17 protein-coding genes are annotated in these 15,506 nt (G+C 66.3%); 7 read left to right on the forward strand and 10 right to left on the reverse strand.

The window, feature by feature from the left end; genetic code table 11:
• Nucleotides 1-541 precede the first annotated feature (541 nt).
• A complete protein-coding gene (locus B4U45_RS00005) occupies nucleotides 542-967 on the forward strand; it encodes a hypothetical protein (RefSeq protein WP_240316405.1) in 426 nt (141 codons plus the stop codon).
• A 38-nt stretch (nucleotides 968-1,005) separates the two neighbouring features.
• Here B4U45_RS00005 and fadD1 read toward each other — a convergent pair whose 3' ends face one another.
• The gene (gene fadD1, locus B4U45_RS00010; protein WP_075547494.1) at nucleotides 1,006-2,598 is read right to left on the reverse strand and encodes a fatty-acid--CoA ligase FadD1; all 1,593 of its coding nucleotides are present in this window, start codon (nucleotides 2,596-2,598) and stop codon (nucleotides 1,006-1,008) included.
• 1,227 nt (nucleotides 2,599-3,825) lie between these two features.
• Between fadD1 and B4U45_RS00015 the strand changes: the two genes are divergently transcribed.
• Together B4U45_RS00015 and B4U45_RS00020 are read left to right on the forward strand one after the other, a co-directional pair.
• Nucleotides 3,826-5,061 carry an FAD-dependent oxidoreductase gene (locus B4U45_RS00015; protein ID WP_082275449.1) on the forward strand — a complete coding sequence of 412 codons (1,236 nt, stop codon included), beginning with the start codon at nucleotides 3,826-3,828 and terminating at the stop codon, nucleotides 5,059-5,061.
• A 148-nt stretch (nucleotides 5,062-5,209) separates the two neighbouring features.
• On the forward strand, nucleotides 5,210-5,452 hold the full coding sequence (locus B4U45_RS00020) for a hypothetical protein (RefSeq protein ID WP_075547497.1): 243 nt from the start codon (nucleotides 5,210-5,212) through the stop codon (nucleotides 5,450-5,452).
• Between the two features lie 2 nt (nucleotides 5,453-5,454).
• On the opposite strand, the gene B4U45_RS00025 is transcribed toward B4U45_RS00020, so the two are convergent.
• Both B4U45_RS00025 and B4U45_RS00030 read right to left on the reverse strand, forming a co-directional pair.
• The gene (locus B4U45_RS00025) at nucleotides 5,455-6,639 is read right to left on the reverse strand and encodes a glycosyltransferase (RefSeq protein ID WP_075547498.1); all 1,185 of its coding nucleotides are present in this window, start codon (nucleotides 6,637-6,639) and stop codon (nucleotides 5,455-5,457) included.
• 112 nt (nucleotides 6,640-6,751) lie between these two features.
• On the reverse strand, nucleotides 6,752-7,618 hold the full coding sequence (locus tag B4U45_RS00030; RefSeq protein ID WP_075547499.1) for a DUF4344 domain-containing metallopeptidase: 867 nt from the start codon (nucleotides 7,616-7,618) through the stop codon (nucleotides 6,752-6,754).
• 261 nt (nucleotides 7,619-7,879) lie between these two features.
• Between B4U45_RS00030 and B4U45_RS00035 the strand changes: the two genes are divergently transcribed.
• Nucleotides 7,880-8,986 (forward strand): sulfite oxidase, encoded by a 1,107-nt coding sequence (locus B4U45_RS00035; protein WP_219859278.1) that lies wholly within the window; start codon nucleotides 7,880-7,882, stop codon nucleotides 8,984-8,986.
• Nucleotides 8,987-9,031: 45 nt separating this feature from the next.
• Here B4U45_RS00035 and B4U45_RS00040 read toward each other — a convergent pair whose 3' ends face one another.
• From B4U45_RS00040 to B4U45_RS00070, 7 genes are all read right to left on the reverse strand, one after another.
• Nucleotides 9,032-9,193, reverse strand: coding sequence for a hypothetical protein (locus B4U45_RS00040; protein WP_158006348.1), 162 nt, complete (start codon nucleotides 9,191-9,193; stop codon nucleotides 9,032-9,034).
• Nucleotides 9,194-9,210: 17 nt separating this feature from the next.
• Nucleotides 9,211-10,287 carry a hypothetical protein gene (locus tag B4U45_RS00045; RefSeq protein ID WP_075547501.1) on the reverse strand — a complete coding sequence of 359 codons (1,077 nt, stop codon included), beginning with the start codon at nucleotides 10,285-10,287 and terminating at the stop codon, nucleotides 9,211-9,213.
• A 56-nt stretch (nucleotides 10,288-10,343) separates the two neighbouring features.
• On the reverse strand, nucleotides 10,344-10,727 hold the full coding sequence (locus B4U45_RS00050) for a DUF5073 family protein (protein ID WP_075547502.1): 384 nt from the start codon (nucleotides 10,725-10,727) through the stop codon (nucleotides 10,344-10,346).
• The gene (locus tag B4U45_RS00055) at nucleotides 10,727-11,515 is read right to left on the reverse strand and encodes a heavy metal-binding domain-containing protein (protein ID WP_075547503.1); all 789 of its coding nucleotides are present in this window, start codon (nucleotides 11,513-11,515) and stop codon (nucleotides 10,727-10,729) included. Before B4U45_RS00055 ends, B4U45_RS00050 begins: the two co-directional genes overlap by 1 nt.
• 162 nt (nucleotides 11,516-11,677) lie before the next feature.
• Complete coding sequence (locus B4U45_RS00060) at nucleotides 11,678-11,872, reverse strand: ferredoxin (RefSeq protein WP_075547504.1); 195 nt, start codon at nucleotides 11,870-11,872, stop codon at nucleotides 11,678-11,680.
• Nucleotides 11,869-13,059, reverse strand: coding sequence for a cytochrome P450 (locus B4U45_RS00065; RefSeq protein ID WP_075547505.1), 1,191 nt, complete (start codon nucleotides 13,057-13,059; stop codon nucleotides 11,869-11,871). Before B4U45_RS00065 ends, B4U45_RS00060 begins: the two co-directional genes overlap by 4 nt.
• A gap of 105 nt (nucleotides 13,060-13,164) precedes the next feature.
• Nucleotides 13,165-13,587 (reverse strand): hypothetical protein, encoded by a 423-nt coding sequence (locus tag B4U45_RS00070; protein ID WP_176357717.1) that lies wholly within the window; start codon nucleotides 13,585-13,587, stop codon nucleotides 13,165-13,167.
• A 245-nt stretch (nucleotides 13,588-13,832) separates the two neighbouring features.
• Between B4U45_RS00070 and B4U45_RS00075 the strand changes: the two genes are divergently transcribed.
• The 3 genes from B4U45_RS00075 (at nucleotide 13,833) to B4U45_RS00085 (ending at nucleotide 15,348) form a co-directional block, all read left to right on the forward strand.
• Complete coding sequence (locus tag B4U45_RS00075) at nucleotides 13,833-14,003, forward strand: hypothetical protein (protein WP_158006349.1); 171 nt, start codon at nucleotides 13,833-13,835, stop codon at nucleotides 14,001-14,003.
• Between the two features lie 47 nt (nucleotides 14,004-14,050).
• Nucleotides 14,051-14,680 (forward strand): TetR/AcrR family transcriptional regulator, encoded by a 630-nt coding sequence (locus B4U45_RS00080; RefSeq protein ID WP_183154999.1) that lies wholly within the window; start codon nucleotides 14,051-14,053, stop codon nucleotides 14,678-14,680.
• Nucleotides 14,681-14,802: 122 nt separating this feature from the next.
• Nucleotides 14,803-15,348 carry a class I SAM-dependent methyltransferase gene (locus B4U45_RS00085; RefSeq protein ID WP_075547507.1) on the forward strand — a complete coding sequence of 182 codons (546 nt, stop codon included), beginning with the start codon at nucleotides 14,803-14,805 and terminating at the stop codon, nucleotides 15,346-15,348.
• Nucleotides 15,349-15,506: the final 158 nt, after the last annotated feature.

The raw sequence follows: 15,506 nt of genomic DNA on the forward strand, positions 1-15,506 counted from the left end.
CCCCGACCGCGTCAGTTTCACTGCCGCACTGAGCATCACGCGTCAATCCGTCGCCCAGCAGGGCGCTTTTCCCCCCGGACCACCCCGAAACGCCTGACCGGCACTGGCGCGCCTTCCTGCGCCGACTGCTCGACCGCCTCAACCCGGCCCGACGCCACCGCGCAGCACCCCGGGTGGTCAAACGCAAAATGTCCAAGTGGCACGTCAAACGCGCCGACTACGCCCACTGGCTCCAACCCGAGCATTCACCAAACATCACCATCCACCGTCTTAACTGAACGGTATTGGGCTTAGACCGGTGTGGATCACGGCCGGTCGACACCCGATGTTCCCGGGTCCGAGCGACTGATCAATACGTCGGCCATATCGCGCCGACTGATTTTCCAGGATTCCTCTATTCCGGCGTTGCCGAACCAGTACGCTCGCGGTTCGAGGGTCGATCGGGTAAACCGCGGAGATGGGCCGGCCGTCGCACAGATGTCGCAACAATTCCGCGAAGCGCCGAAGCCAGTAACGGCCGGACACGAGAATGGGGCCATCCATGAACGCTCCCCACAATGTGAAGAGGCTCATCGGCGGGGCGTTGCTGTCGGGGGGCGTCGCGATAGCCGGCCTGGGTCTGGCCGCCGGGACCGCTCAGGGCCAGCCCGGTCTTGTTCCGCTCCGTCCCGGCCCGCTCCCCACCGACGACAACGGTTGGGGTCCACCCAAGCAGTGGTGCCCAGGGGATCCCCTGCCGGCGACCGGCAATCACGTGACCGACCCTTTTCGCGGTTGGGACATGACGGTATGTCACACCTACTACTACCTGTGGCCAGGGATGGGCAATGTGTCCAACATGATTTGGGATGGTGACGACCCGCCACCGAAGCCCCCCGGCTCGGGGTACCAGCCTCCACCGCCGCTTCCGCCCGGGTTGTGCTGGCCTAACGGCAGCTTCATTCCCCTGCCGATTGCGTGCCCGTAGCCTCGATCCGCGGATGGGATGGTGCGGCGTGTGACTGTCTAGGCGTCGCCGTGAGACGCGATCCGGTATGCGGTGCCGCGTGGCTCGCGCACCCACAATGTCTCGCCCGCGCCGACGGTTGTTCCGTCGCGGATCAGCTGGCGCTTGAGCACCTTGTGCGTGGCGGTGCTGGGCAGGTCGGCGGCGATGCGGACGTACCGTGGGCGGGCCTTGGGGGACAGGTCGGGCTGTGCGTCGAGGAATGCTTCGAACGAGTCGGTCTCGAAGGCGCGGCCCCGCTGCAGCACGACCGCGGCCATCACCTGGTCACCGACCTGCTCGTCCGGCACCGCATAGACCGCTACGCGGTTGATAGCGTTGTGGCGCAACAGGATTCGTTCGATCGGCGCGGCCGCCAGATTTTCGCCGTCCACCCTCATCCAGTCGCCGGTGCGGCCGGCCAGATAGATCCAGCCTTGAGCGTCGCGGTAGCCGAGGTCACCGGACCAATACATGCCGTGGCGCATCCGTTCGGCGTTGGCGTCGGGGTCGTTGTAATAGCCGCTGAAGAAACCCGATCCGGTGGTGTTGACCAATTCGCCCACGGCCTCATCGGCGTTGAGCAGCGCACCGTGCTCGTCGAAGTGCGCGACGGGGCACTCGGTGACGGTCTGGCTGTTGTACACCGCGACTCCGGGGGCACCTTTGCCGATCGAGCCGGGCGGAGTTCCGGGTTCGCGAATTACGATGACCGCGTTTTCGGTCGAGCCGAAGCCGTCTTCGACCTGCACCGCGAAGCGGCGCGCGAACTCCTCGATGTCCTTCTCGTTGGCCTCGTTGCCGAACGCCACCCGCAGCGGATTGTCGGCGTCGTCCTCACGCTGCGGCGTGGCCAGGATGTACGCCAGCGGCTTGCCGACATAGTTCATGTACGTGGCGTGGTAGCGGCGGACGTCGGCCAGAAAGTTAGTGGCCGAGAACTTTGCCGGCGCAATGGCCGCGCCGGACACCACCGCGGGCGCCCATCCGGCGACCACCGCATTGGAGTGAAACAGCGGCATAGACACGTAGCAGGTGTCCTGCTCGGTGAGCGCGAAGCGCTCGGTGAGGCTGCGCCCGGCGAATATCGGCATCGGCTGCGACACCTGCACCGCCTTGGGGCTTCCGCTGGTGCCGGAGGTGAAGATCATCATGAACGGGTCCGTCATGTCGACCTTGCGATGCGGGACCAACGGATCGGCGGCGGCGACCAATTCGGCCCACTGCGGTGTCGCGGTGTCGAGAATCCGGGTGCCGGCCAGGTCCAAACCGTGCAGCAGGTCGCGGTGTTCGGCATCGGTCACCACGATCTGACAGTCCGCCTTTCTGATGTCGGCGGCCAGCGCCTCGCCCCGGCGGGTGGTGTTCAGACCGCACAGCACGTAGCCACCCAGTCCGGCCGCCGCCATCTGGGCCAGCATCTCGGGTGTGTTGCCCAGCAGAGCACCGATGTGCATCGGCCGGTCCGGGTCGGCGGCGGCGATCAAAACCGCTGCGCGCGCCGCTGACTCCGCGAGATACTGTTGCCAAGTCCATTGCAGATCATGGTATTTCACCGCGACCGAGGAATCGGATGCGCGCTGTTGCAGGAGCGTCTGGATGGTGTCGGTCATGGCCTGTGGTCCATCTGCTCCTCGGATTGCCCTGGCGCATCACGAGTTGGTTGGCGGTCTAGCCTTGCAACGTTGTTCGATGGCGGTGCTGCGTATCGCCTCAAGCTCCGGGTCGATCGGCGCGCCCAGCGCGCTGAACATCTTACCCACCGGTCACCAGATGCCGATATGTCGTGGCAGGGGTACTGCGCGAGGTCACGCGTAAGGTTTCCGGCAGCCGCAGACTTTCCAACAGACGCCGACAGAATAGGCGCGCTTATTCACAAGCCGAGTCAATTTCCGTCCAGTGAGTGCAGCTCCGATCGGCGTGTCAGAAAACGCATTGGCGCGCGGCCGATCCGCAAATACGGAACCCCTTCTTCGGGCCGCGCGAAAATTGGAAACTTAGTACCAGCCAGGTGGTAGACCGCCCGGGAAGCATTCACCGCCCGTTCCGCACGGCGGCCATGCAGGCGGTGCGGGAGGCGGCGATGGATAAGGTTCTCCTGGTGGTGGCGGCGGCGGCGCGGGGCACGGCTCGAACCTGGTGCCGCCCAATCCGAACGGCGGCCATGGGTTGGGGAAGGTAGGCGTCGGTTCCCCCGGCGCCGGCGGCGGTTCCCATGGCGGCCAACATCTCGGAGAGCATTGACCACCCATTCCGCACGGAGGCCACGAGTGCGGTTGCGGTGGCGGTGGCGAATCCGATGGGGACGGAGGCGCCGGTGTCTCGGAATCTGCTGGTGGGTTCGGGGGCGGCGAGGTTGGGTCCGCTTGTGCCGAACCCGACCCAATACCCAGCGCGGCCAAGCCGAGCGCACCGGCGAGCAGGAATCTGGCCAATGTGTGCTTGGTGCTCATCTCGCTGTCCTTTTTGCGATGATGCCATCGCAAGTGCAATATCGGTGAATTCTCCCGATGGGCAGGCCATTACGAGCTGGCTCCGTCTGCGCGCTTTCTGTTAGCCAGATTCCTGGTTCGCCGGTAAGGCGCTCAGGGCGCAGAATATCGTCATTGAATATCTACCAAAGGGATGACGTGAAGCCACCATACAACAGTATGGTCAGCGCGTCAATAATTGTTCTGATAAATTGCAATTATGACATCATAGACAATATCGATAAATTCTCATTGCCGCGTTGATCGGCCACCGTCAGTTCGGGGTTGGTCAGCGCGGCCGGCGTTGACCGTACGCGGGGCCCCTGCGGCATACTTCGCGCAGACGGTGCGCGCCCTATGCTTGCGCTGATGTCTGAGACAACCACATGCGCGATTATCGGCGGCGGCCCTGCCGGCATGGTCCTCGGGCTGCTGCTGGCCCGGGCGGGTGTCGAGGTCACCCTGCTGGAGAAGCACGGTGACTTCCTACGGGATTTCCGCGGTGACACCGTGCATCCGACTACCCTGCGGCTGCTCGACGAGCTGGGACTTTGGGAGCGTTTTGCGGCGCTGCCCTTCAGCGAGGTCCGCAAGGCGACCTTCGATACCGCCGGGCGGTCGGTGACCTACCTCGACTTCGAGCGGCTGCGACTACCCCGCCCCTACATTGCGATGGTGCCGCAATGGGATCTGCTGAACCTGCTCGCGGAGGCGGCCCAGGCCGAGCCGACCTTCACGTTGCGCATGAAGACCGAAGCCACTGGGCTGCTGCGCGACGGCGATCGGGTGGTCGGAGTGCGCTACCAGGGACCCGACGGCCCCGGTGAGCTGAGGGCGGAGCTGACCGTTGCGTGCGACGGGCGCTGGTCGATGGCACGTCAGGAGGCCGGGCTGAGAGCACACGACTACCCGGTCAAGTTCGATGTGTGGTGGTTCAAACTGCCGTACGAGAACAGCACGGAGTTCTCGTTGCTGCCGCGATTCGGACCGGGTAAGGCCCTGGTGGTAATTCCCCGCCAAGGGTATTTCCAGATCGCCTACCTCGGACCCAAGGGCGCCGACGCCGCGTTGCGGGAGCGCGGCATCGAGGCGTTCGGCCGCGACGTCGCCGCGCTGGTTCCCGAGGCGGCCGAGTCGGCGGCAGCGCTGACGTCCATGGACGATGTCAAGCATCTCGACGTGAAGGTGAACCGGCTGCGGCGCTGGCACACCGATGGACTGCTGTGCATCGGTGACGCCGCACACGCGATGTCGCCGCTGGGCGGTGTCGGGATCAACCTGGCCGTGCAGGATGCCGTCGCGGCGGCGACCATCTTGGCCGAACCCCTGCTGCGACACCGGATCACCGATCGCGACCTGGCCGCCGTGCGCCGTCGCCGCCTCCTTCCCACCGTGGTGACTCAAACGGTGCAACGGGTACTGCACCGGATGCTGGTCGGCCCACTGCTTGGCGGCAAGGACCCGACCCCGCCGGCGGCCTTACTCGCGGTGGTGGACAAATTGCCGTGGCTGTCGATGCTGCCCGCCTACTTTGTCGGCGTTGGGGTGCGGCCCGAGCATGCCCCCGCATTCGCCCGCCGCGGACCCGGCAACACCAGCGGTTGACCCTGGATCATGGCCGCAGACCGTGAGGTTGGCGAAGCGCCCGCATGCGGGGGTGAGGTTTGACAACGCCGTCTCTGGGATACTTGTTGGATAGACGTCACCGTAGTGGCTGACGCAGTGCCCACGGCGGCTGAAGGAGGGCGACACGATGATCGCGAAGAAGTTCGCCGGCAAAGCCGTCATCGCTGCGGCGTTGGGAGCATCCGCGCTCGGATTCGCCGGCGCTGTCGCACAGGCCGACCCGGGGCAGCCGCGGATTCCGCCAGGGCCCCATCTCAACGATCGGGGCATTGCGAACCCGTTCCCGCCGGGGCAGGTTCAGCAAGTCTGCCCCTGGCAGGCGCCGCCCGGCCATTGGATCGGGGGCCCGCACGGGTTACCGTGCACCTGATTTCATGCGGTGAAGGGGGAGCCTGCGTCCGTCAGCCGGCTCGCCTCGTCCACACAACGGGCACCATCGTCTCGTTGACCGTCGCGAGCACTGAGTGCAATCAACATGCCGGTCGCGGCTTGCTGCCAGGTGAAGGCTTCGGCGCGCCGTCTTGCGCAGGCACGGCGGTCGTCCTCGGGACGGCTGACGACGCTGCGGACCGCCGCTGCGATGGCGACCGGGCTGTTATCGGCCGATGAGCCGCTGTCTGTGGTGATGATCTCGGCCAGCGCCGACGTGCGCGATACCACGACCGGTGTCCCGCACGCCAGTGATTCCAGTGCGGCCAGTCCGAAGGTCTCGTGCGGTCCGGGCGCCAGGGTCACGTCGGCGCAGGCCAGGATGGTGGCGACGGCGCGCCGATCGGAGATGAAACCGGTGAACTCAACCGGTAGACCCGCGGCCTGACGTTGCAGTCTGGAGCGCATCGGGCCCTCGCCGACGACGACCAGGCGGGCGTCGACACCGGCGTCACACAATGCGGCGACCGCATCGATGCTGCGATCGGCACGCTTCTCGACCGACAGCCGGCCGCAGTGGACCAGCAGGATCTGTGTGGATGCGGCGAAACGTCGGCGCACCAGAGAGCTGCGCCGGCGTGGGTGGAAGGTCTGCAGATCGACACCCAGTGGGACCGTGGCGATATTGGTCGCTCCGATACGGTCGAATTCCGCGCGCGCGAACGCGGTGGTGCACACCACGGTGTCGTAGTCGGCGGCGGTTCGCCGGTTCGCCACGTCTGCGAATGCCCGGGCGGCGCGCCGCGGAAGCAGCTGGCCGGCGAAGCGATCGAGGCGTTCGTGGGAGATCATCACCGTTGTCACGCCGCGGTCGCGCCCCCAGCGGCCCAGTGATCGCAGGGTGAGCCGGTCGGAGACCTCGAGGGCGTCGGGCCGTAGCGTTTCCAGCAACGTCCGCACGGGCCCGGGCAGCACCGCGCGGTAGCCTCCGGTGAAGGGAATCAGCTTGGCCGGCAGGGTGATTCGCACGACACCGGTGCCCAACCGAGTATGTGTGGCCCGGGCACCGGGAACGATCAGATATACCTGATGGCCGCGTGCGCAGTATTCCGATCCCAACCGGTCGACGGCGGTCCGGAGCCCGCCGGAACGAGGTCCGTAGAAGTTGGCGACCTGAACGACACGCATACCGTGAGACAAACGGTCTCTCGTGTGCGGTCCATGAGGTCTGCTCGACCGATGCCTGAACGGTCCATGAACTCCATGAACCCCTGCTCGCGGCGGGCTGTTCGGATCAGGATCAGCTGGGCTTCTTGAGATGCGGCCCCAGCATCTGCTGCCATGCCTTGGACATGTTCTGGAACTCCTCCTCGCAATTGCCGGCCCGGTCCTCCGGGAGATCGCCGGAGGCGACCATGTTGGCGTTGGCCGCCGGGTCGGACCCGTAGATCCAGCACTCCCAGTTGTACATGCGGGTGATGTCCATGGAGTGCCCGTCCCAGAACGGCAGATCGTTGGCGTCGCCGGACTCCTTGGCGCTCAGCTTCCAGTCCTGGGCGGTGTTGGTCGCAATCCGGACACCGTTGGGATAGGGCTTTCCGTCGGCGCCAGGAGCCAGCAGCATGAACGCCGAGAGCTGGTCGGCCACATCCTCTTCGCGCCCGGTGAAAGCGAGCTCGTAGATGGACAGGGTGGCGTGACCGAGCTCGTGATAGAACCCCGAGGTCGTTGCGTCAACCGCGGTGACCACCGGATCGGGGTTGCCGCTGTCGGCGAACCGGTGCTCGCTTTGCCGGATGTCCTCGTAGCACAGTGTTATCTCGTTGGTGTTGGGGTCCCAGTAGTCGTTGGGCTCGCCACATTGTTTGCCCAGAACCGCCACGTCGTGCGGCAGATTCAGGGTGTCGTTGACCTGCTGAGCCAGCGCCTCCAGCAGTTTCGCGTCCGTCATGAGCTGGCGGCCTTGTTGGGCCTCCGGTGTTTCGGCGTCTTCGTAGCGGGGGTTCATCCGTCCCGAGGAGGCGGGCTCGGTGGTGGTGGCGGTGTTCGAGCTCGATGGGTTTCCCGACGGCGAATTTTCGGCGGCCTGGCTGTTGGTGGACCGGCCACACCCGGCAGTCACGAGGAGCACGGCAAGTGTCGCCAACGCGGTCGTCGGTTTATTCATCGTGTTGAACCCCTTCCCTCGGTGCTGCGTTCGGCTCACGGTGCGTGACCTCATATCCGGCTTTTCGCTGAACCGCGTGAGACCTGTGTGAACGGTACGACACCGCCGGCGTCCCGATGCGGATTTGCGATGCTGATCCGAAACGCCGGGACGAGCGTTGGCAGTCAACCGAAGTGCCCATGGCGCCGCCCCGATAACCGTCTTGTGCCAGCCGAGCACCGCCGCTAGACCCGTGTCCGGTGATGGCGGACGATCTCTACTATGGCCGCCGACGCCACAGCGACATGGGGCAAGCGAGACGACATGATCGTGCATGCGGAGCTGCCCTACAACGCTGAGCCGCCGGTCGCGGCGCTGGCCGGCAGCGACATCACCCCGATCATTGCGTTCTATGCGCGCAATCACGGCCCCATTCCCGCTATTGCGCCCCCTCAGTGGCGTCTGACGGTTAGCGGCTGCGTGGACAAACCGCTGACGCTGACCTATGACCGGCTGGTCAACGATTTCCCGCGCCACAGTGTGGTGGCGACGTTGGCCTGTGCGGGTAACCGTCGCGCCGAGTTGCTCCGTGTGCGAGCGATCCCGGGTAAGGAGCCCTGGCAGCACGGTGCGATCTCGACGGCACAGTGGTGTGGCGCGCGTCTGGCCGACGTCCTCGGCGCGGCCCAGACCCACGTCGAAGACGGGCTGCATGTCGCCTTCGATGCTCCCGACGTGGCCCCGCAGGCCCGGCCCGTACAGACCTACGGCGGTTCCCTCCCGTTGCGCAAGGCGATGTCGCAGGAAGTGCTGCTGGCGTGGCAGATGAACTCCGAACCGCTGCCACCTGCCCACGGCGGCCCGGTCCGGGTGGTGGTGCCGGGGTACATCGGCGCCCGCAGTGTCAAATGGGTCAGTGCGATCACCGTGCAACCCGGTCCGTCGGAGAACTACTTCCAGGCGCATGACTACCGGATCCTGCCCCCCGACGCCGATCCCGCCACAGCTGCTGCGGGAGAAGGCATTTCGCTTTCGACGCTGGCGCTCAACTGCGACATTCTGCACCCCGTCGACGGTGCCGTCGTCGCCGCCGGCGCACTGACAATCCGCGGCTACGGCATTGCCGGCGACGGTCACCGCGTCGCCCGCATCGACATATCGCTCGACCACGGGCGCACCTGGCGGCAAGCCGAGTTGCACCCGTCGCCCGGCACATGGTCCTGGCAGCCGTGGTCATCGACCGTCGACGTCGAGCCCGGCAGGCTGCACATCACCGCCCGCGCGTGGGACGACACCGGGACTCTGCAGCCGCAATCGCCGGCGTCCCTGTGGAATCCGGGCGGCTACGGCAACAACGCCTGGGCCAGCTTCGCATGCGCGGTGCGGTAACCCCGCGCCGGCGCGGCAACTCGGCACTGGCGTGCCCTCGGCGACTCAGCCGGCGCCCCTTCTTGATGGCCGCGTCTTGTCTACGCCCGACGTCGACGCCGAACTGCGGCCGACGGTGCTCGACGTGGCGTCGGCCGACTTCGAATGGCCGCCACAACCGGCCAGCGCCACCAGCCCCAGCGCGGCCGCTGCCCTGACGATTCTCATTCCAAGCCTCCTTCGGCTCAGGGCTCCGACAACAGCAACATGACCCGCCCGCCGGCCGACGGTGCGGGAAAGGCGTTTTCGTTGAATCCGTAGTACTTCCGCTGGGTCGCGGTCACGGCGTCGATCACCTTGCCGGTTGCGCTGACTTCGCCGTGGTGGACGTGGGCCATCATGCCCTTGAAATCCGGCACCGCCATCGAGTCGGCGAGCAGCAGCGCCTCACCGCCGGTCGGCAGCGTCACCAGGATTCCCGCTCCCGCGTAGTTGTTGCCGCCGCGGCCGGTCCCTTGCGGCGCCCAGTAGACGGGCTCCGACGCCACTTTGCCTGTCACGCGCCGATATTGGCCGGGATACTGCGTGTCGGCAACGGTGACGACGGGCAAGGCCGCGATGGTGCGCTGCTCCTTCAGCCACATGGCACCGAGCGGGATGCACACGATCGCATACATCAGCACCACCAGAACCAGCACGGGTTTCCAGGCGATTTCCCAGCCGAGGCGACGTTGGGAGATCGGCAGGCCCCGCAGTTGCTCGTCGAGCCGGCGGCGGCCGATGCGGAATACGTACCAGGCCAACGTGCGTGCCACCGCCATGCAGGCCAGGATGATCAGCCCGACGATCCCGCAGACCCGGAAGTAGAAGGTGCTGTCGCCCTGGTTGACGGTCGCCGCGACCATCATGGCGGGAATGGGTGCGGTCAGCAGCAGCAGCAGTGCATAAGACGGGTGGCTGGTCAGGTAGGGATAGGTCACCGTCCAGGCCCGGTTTCCGCGGTAGACGGTAAATCCTCCGACGTCGGCGTGCACCGTGGGCGTCCACGAACCCTGGGCGATGCGCGGCTTCACCAGGGAGCGTACGAACAAGAACCCGAAGACGAGCGCGACGACGAGGGCTCCCCAGAATGTGGCGTCGAGGCGCTCGCCGGTGCCGGGCACGCCGAAGGCGCCATGGATGTCGATGACCTTGCCGATGAAGAAGGCCAACGGCATGGCGAAGAACAGTTCCAGCAGCCAGACCTGGATCAGCTGCGGAATGCGGGAGCCGATTCGGTCGAAGGCCAGCACGCGTTGCCAAAGGAACCGCACGACGCCCATGACGGGGCACCCTATCCACTCCGCGATACGGCTGAGCGGGATTTGGCTGAGAGGGCTCAGTACCGATAGCCGGTACTGGTGCCCAGAATCTCCACCGCCGCGTTGATGTTCGGGATGATCGTGGGCCCGTACCGGCTGACGATTTGTCCCAGAGCACGGGCGACGTGCGGACCGACGGCGTCGGCGGCCAGGAGGTCCTCGGCGATGACGATGCCGTTCACCAGGTGTGCGGCGACCAGCCGGCCGTCGTGGGCAACTTCATAGCGCCAATCACCGATCTGGATCCGCTCCGGGTTCGACCGGAACAGGCCGCGTCGTGCGGGTGTGTGAATCACTCCCGGAAGATTGGCGAAAACGTTGACCACCAAGGCGACTCCGCCGGGGCCGGCGAGCGCGGCCCCGATGGTCCGGCTCACCTGCTCGGCGTCGAAATGGGTCATCAGTTATCCATGGGCAAGACGAACGACGGCGTGATGGTTTCCCCGCTGCCGGTGCGGCGTACCGCGGTTCCGGCCGTGTAGTACTCCACCGTGTGCAGGCCCCACGCGTAGTTGGAGATGGCGAAATGCACGCCCACCACGCCGGTGGCACCGTCGCGCTCCGCCTCGCTCTGCATGCGCGACATCGCCAGTTCCCGCGCCTGGTAGTTGCCCTGAGTCCACTGCGGCATCTCCATATTGCGGCCGATCTGCTTCAGCGTCTGCATGAACCCCTGCACGGCGATGTGGAACACGCAATTGCCCATCACGAAGGCCACCGGCGCGTACCCCGATCGCAGCAGCGTCACCATGTCCTGCCCGGACAGGTGGCTGGAGAAGGCTTGCCCGTTGGGACGCCGAAATGCCCCGGGCTTGGCGGTGTAGCGCACCGCCGTGCCGACCGCCATGAACTCCAGATGCTCGCCGCCTTCACCGTGATGACGCCAGTTGAGCCGGACCCCGACGATCCCGTCCGCCTTGAGCGCATCGGCTTCGGCCTGCATGCGCGCCATCGCATTCCAGCGTGCCCGGTAGGTCGCCTCGGTCAGCACGCCCAGTTCCTGTTGCTGCCGCATGCCGCTGAACTGGAAGCCGACGTGATAGACCGAGACACCCATGACCAGCTCGATCGGTTCGAACCCGGCCCCGTGCAGCAGCGCGAACTCGTTGATCGACAAGTCGGAGGTGAATGACTTTTCGGCGTGCGACAAACGATCGCTGGCCACCGGATCGAGCGAACCTGGTTGCATGTGCAGGCGTTCCCTTCTGTGGTTTGCGTCAGCGTACGACGAGTCCAGCGCCGGCGTCGGTGATATCCCGCCTCCGGCGCTTCCGCGTCGGTTACCGACGTCCTCAGGTGTCGCGGCGTCGCGCCACGAGGGCGTTGTGCGGCAAGCGATCTGGCCGGCCGCTCACCGGGACAGGGTGATCGCCTGCTCCGGGCAGTTTTCCGCTCCCGTCACGGCCTGCCGCTCCAGCTCGCCCGAGACGTCCGCGACCCGCACGACGGAGTGTCCGACTTCGTCGGCGTCGAAGACGTCCGGCGCCAGGGTGTAGCAGCGGCCATGCCCGACGCAGCGATCGGCGTCGACCCAGACGTGCGTCATCGCGCGACCGGGAACGTCAGCGGCAACGATTCCACCGACCGCAGGGCGGCGGTGTAAACCAGCTGGGTGCCGGGTTTGATGTCGTAAGCCGGGATGCGGCGGTGGAATTCGCGCAACGCCACCCGCAGCTCCATGCGCGCCAGGTGGGAACCGAGGCACCGATGCGGACCGCCACCGAACGCGCGGTGCCGGTTCGGATTGCGGGTGAAGTCCACTCGTTCCGGATCGGGGAACTCCGCCGGGTCGGTGTTGGCCGCGCCGAGTAGCGGGCTGACGCGTTCACCCTTGCGGATCGGGCATCCCCCCACTTCGACGTCTTGCATGGCCACCCGGGCAACGCCGGGCACCGGCGTCTCCCAGCGCAATAGCTCCTCAACCGCATGCGGCAGGACGTCGGGCTGCTCGATGAGTTGTCGACGATGGTCGGGGTGTCGCGCCAGGTAGACGAAGAAGCAGTCGAGCGAGTCGGTGACCGTGTCCAGGCCCGCGATCAGGAACAGGAAGCAGATGTCGAGCAGCTCCTCGCGGGATAGCGGTTGGCCGGCCGGCCCCTCTAGTCCTTTGACGTTGGTTGCGATCATCGCTGACAGCACGTCGTCTCGCGGGTTGGCGATGTGGTCGTCGATCGCGCGGTCGAAGTAGTCGTAGATCTGTTGCGCCACGGCTGCCGACGCCTCGTGGCGGTCGTCGTAGCCGGTGGAGCCCGCGGGACGGATGACGCCGTCCTTCCACTCCAGGAATCTGTCGAGGTCGTCCAGGGGAAGGCCCAGCAGTTGCAGGAAGACGGTGCACGGCAGCGGCACCGCGAACTCGGCATGGAAGTCGCATTCACCGCGGCCGGCGAACCGGTCGATCATCTCGTTCACCAGCGCGGTGACGTGGGGTTCGCGCCGAGCCATCTCCCGCGGGGTGAACAGCGGATCGAGGATACGGCGGTACTTGGCGTGTTCGGGCGGGTCGATTTGGAGCGGGATCAGCGGCCGCAGGTTACCGAGATCGACGGCATCCATGTTGGAGGAGAACAGGTCAGTGCGTTTGAGCGCCATCTCGATGTCGGCAAGCCGGCTCAGAACCACCGCCTGCGGCGCCCGGAACACCGGCGTCGACTCCCGCAGCGCCTTGTACATCGGTTGTGGTTCGGCGATGCCGGTGACCGCCTGATCGACATACCCCTCGGTTTCTGTCATGCAGATAGCGTGGCACCGGCGCGCGGAGGGGGGCAATGCCTGCGGGGTCCTTTATATTGCAAAAATACGTAACTTACCGATGTTGAGGTATCGTCGCTGCCGCGCTCACCCGGAAGTCGGTTCGTGTCGCTGGCCGCCGCGCCGTTTGCGGGCCAGGGAGGTGACGCTGCGCAGCGCGCCGCGAAGCGCGTAACCGGCTGCCACCACCGACAACACGATCAGCACGATGAACGTCGGCAGCCAGTTGCTGCGGCTGTGGTTGACCTCCCACCAGATGACGGTGAACAGCACCGCGCACAGCAACAGCACGATGTCGCGCCAGTTGCCCTGGTAGGACATTGCGGCTTTGCGCAGTGCGCGACTTCGGTCGGCGGCGTCCACCAGGTCGCCAATGCGCTCGTTGATCGTGCGCTCCAGATCGGCGCGTTGCGGGGCGTCGGCGGGAAGCCGGTCGAGCAGGTCCATGTCCTGCTTGAGCTGGCCGCGAAAGTCGGTGCCCTTGAATTGCCCGGCCGCGACGGCCAGCATGACACCACCGAAGACGGGCGCACTGCCCAATGCGAGCTCTCGCAGACCCGACACCTGTTTCCTCCTCCGGACCCAGACCGCCACCGTCGGCCGAATGCGGATTGCCGAGCCCGAAGAGGTGCGGCAACCGTGGCACTGTTGACCGGTCGAGAGCCCTTTACGTGATCCGAGCAGGACTATAGGCGCTGAGCGGTCGGTTCACTGGTCTCGGGTGGTGGCCGATAACCCGGGCCCCGGCATCGCCGGTGGCGTCGACGACGGAGGTCGCGGATCCCGGTGCACGACCCAACTTTCCGCGGCCCGGTGGCTTGGAGCCGTCTAAAGTCCAAATCGCGCTGTCGGCAATGGGTTTGAATTACCGCGGCGCCGAAGCCCGGATCGCCACCGTGGCGGTCGAGGTGGGCGGACTTCGCTGACATGCGGTGCTAGCCGCGCGACGAGCGTTGCCACTAACATCGCATGAATGGCTGAGGCGGGCATAGCGGGGCGGCGTGCCAACAAACGCGGCCTCGCAACGCGCGAAAGCATGCTCGAGGCTGCGATACGGTCGTTGGCCACCGGCGAACCCGGGGCCGCGTCGGCCAATCGCATCGCCAAGGACAGCGGCGCCACCTGGGGCGCGGTCAAGTACCAATTCGGCGACATCGACGGGTTGTGGGCCGCAGTTCTGCACCGCACGGCGGCGCGGCGGGGCACGTTTGGGTCGAATGCAGTCTCCAGCGGTCCGCTTCACGAACGGGTTTCGGGCATTATCAACACTTTGTACGAGGGGCTGACCTCGACCGATTCCCGTGCGATCGAGACGCTTCGTCGCGCCCTGCCCAACAACCGTGCCGAACTCGAGCGGCACTATCCCCGAACCGCTGCCGAGCTGGCGTCGTGGCAGCGGAGCTGGGCCACGACCTGCCAGAAAGCATTCGCGGATATGGATGTCGATCCCGGCCGGGTACGCGAGGTCGCCGCGTTCATCCCGGGAGCGATGCGCGGCATCACCTCCGAAAGACAGTTGGGTACCTACTCCGACCTCGATCAGGCCCGCCGCGGGTTGACCAACGCGATCGTCGCCTATCTGCAAAACTCTGGGGCACAGTGACTTTCGCGAGAGAGCCCGGAATCGTGCGCTCGGCGTGCTGCCGACGGTCAGAACCGACGGCCGGACGAGTGGGCTCGGCTGGTACACCAGGCTATCTGCATACCGGTCCGGCGTAACAGGTTGTGGCCGAGCAGGATCGCCGCAGCTGGGACGAGCGGTACAGCAGTCAGGGACCGCCGGCACTCGACGCTGTCGGTCCGCCCAGCGCCTTTGGATGTCACGCGGACGTATTCCCAACCGCGGGAAAGGCTCTCGATCTGGCCTGCGGTCCGGGGCTGGGCGCGGTCTGGTTGGCACGCCGAGGCTTGCAGGTGTGGGGAGTGGACATCTCTACGGTGGCGATTGGCCAGGCACGGGATTTGGCCGAGCGTTGCGGGGTTGCCGATCGCTGTCGATTCGACGTGGTCGACCTGGACGCAGGTTTGCCGCCCGGGCCACCCGTCGACGTGGTCGTGTGCCATAAGTTCCTCGATCCTCGCCTGGACCGGCCGATAGTCGCGCGATTGGCACCGGGCGGGTTGCTGGCCATCGCCGTGCTCAGTGAGGTCGGCGCAGCCGCGGGGCCCTTCCGCGCCGGGCGAGGCCAGCTCCGGGCGTCGTTTGCCGGACTGGATGTGATTGCCGCCGGGGAAGGCCGGGGGCAGGCCTGGCTGTTGGCGCGGGCCTAGCTGTCAGCCTCGGTGCGCCGGGACTGTGAAAACCCTTGTGTACTGCAATGATAGTCCGCGCCATCGTGGTAACTGTGGACGCCAGGTGGTGCGGTGCCGACGGTATCGGCAGCGCCGGTCGGGATGTCGTCGGCGACACCGGTGCCGCGGCGCGTTCG

It is taken from the genome of Mycobacterium persicum (assembly GCF_002086915.1).
GTDB classification, from domain to species: domain Bacteria; phylum Actinomycetota; class Actinomycetes; order Mycobacteriales; family Mycobacteriaceae; genus Mycobacterium; species Mycobacterium persicum.